The following is a 1,679-nucleotide window of genomic DNA, read 5'->3' as shown; positions in this document are numbered from 1 at the left end:
TGGGTCTTCCGCAACTTGGGTGGATCTATTTACGCCAAAGGGCTCATCACTCGCCGCCGCAGTAGCTCGAACCCAGCCCGGCCGTACATCTGCCGCTTCAGCATTTTCAGGCGATTTACATGCCCCTCCACAACTCCGTTACTCCATCTGCTGCTTATGGCTTCGTATATTGCTGTTGCATCAGCCTCCATTCCAGCAGCAACACGCTGTAGGTCAACGAGTCCGCTTTTACTGACGTCAGCGAACCACTGATTTAACTGAGATTTATTCTTCGTTTTCAGCATTCGATAGAAGTCGAGTGATAGTTGTTGTGCCATTTTCAGTTGCGGTTCCTTTTGGCACATTAACTCGATGAACCGGGACGCATAGTTTTCTTCTCCTCTGACCATTCGCCAGGGCATTAACCAGCGACTGACCCGGGATGCTGAGGGGAGCCGCCCTGGTGCGATAACCGGACCATTAACTTGCTTACGCCACTTAGTCACTGCATCCCTGACTGTCGTTTCACTCCCGGTAAAACCGGCTTCAACCATCTCTCGCCATAGCTGCCTGGCATTGTGATTACCATTTTTACGCTGCTCTTCCAGCCATTCCTGCCACGGGTCAAGGAGCCCGGGTCTTGGTGGTTTAGTGGATATTTCAGGGAACGCTTTCGACTGTATCCACCGACGAACCGTCACACGAGATAGCCCGGTGATACGTGATATTTCTCTGATCCCACATCCTTTTTTATGAAGAGAGTCAACCTCAGCCCAGCGTTGATATCGTTTATCGCGCCGCTGTCGTTTAATTCGTTCAGGAAGTAGTAACTTTGAGGCGGTTGCCGGAGAAGCTTCGGTATTCTGTTTTTTAGGTGACAACTCAGTGGCTACCAACCGCATCAATGGCATGTGCCTGTACATCATGCGCTCCAGCGCATCACCGATATTCTTCAGCAGGTGCCAGCGATCAGCTACCTGTGTTGCCTGCGGTGCTCCATCGCGTGCAGCTAATGCATAGATACCGCCACGATCGCGTGAGACAACCTGTATTTCCGGATATTTTTTGAACCATGCCGCCAGTGTACGTTGCTCCCGGCCAGGTAGGAGAACCAAAGGGCGATGAGTATCAAGATTAACAATCAGCGTGCCATACCTGTGACCTCGATGCCATGCCCATTCATCGATCCCTACATGTCGGGTCCGCTTCTCTATCTGCTCCGGAGCCTGAACCACTCTGCGTAGCAAGGTATCCGCACTGATCTGTACCCCTGACGCTATTGCTGCCCGTTTCCCAGCTTCTCCACCGGCGATTAATCCCAGTTGGTGTTGTAGATTTTGAAGCAACGTAGAAGACTGCTGCTGCGGGTCAGCAAAGGGAGCCAGCGATTCAGCGAATATTTTGCGTGAGCAGGACAGGTTACGACAGTACCAGTGCCGAATGGCAAAGATTAGCCAGAGCGCCTGGCCTGAGCAAGGCAGATGCTGTATCCGGCGTCGGCGACAACTATGAACAGAGCTGCTGCGCTTAAGGCATTCAGGGCATTGAGCTGTTTTGCGCGTGCCCCGGAGATGGATGGTTATCCCATCAGAACTAATAACTTGTCGGCTGGATTGCCATCCACAAGGTAGTTGTAAAAGTGTCTTAAGTGAGGGCATAACATTATCCATAACTTAAAACAGCTTAGATCCTTGTTAACT

The 1,679-nt window shown here is 51.3% G+C and carries 1 protein-coding gene; it reads right to left on the bottom strand.

Annotation, left to right across the window (positions count from 1 at the left end):
* Window positions 1–29: 29 nt before the first annotated feature.
* On the bottom strand, window positions 30–1,649 hold the full coding sequence (locus F7Q90_RS25570) for an ISL3 family transposase (RefSeq protein WP_044242367.1): 1,620 nt from the start codon (window positions 1,647–1,649) through the stop codon (window positions 30–32).
* Window positions 1,650–1,679 lie beyond the last annotated feature (30 nt).

The sequence above is a fragment of the Pantoea stewartii subsp. stewartii genome (genome assembly GCF_008801695.1).
Lineage (GTDB): Bacteria > Pseudomonadota > Gammaproteobacteria > Enterobacterales > Enterobacteriaceae > Pantoea > Pantoea stewartii.
This window is presented reverse-complemented; position numbering and strand designations above follow the sequence as displayed.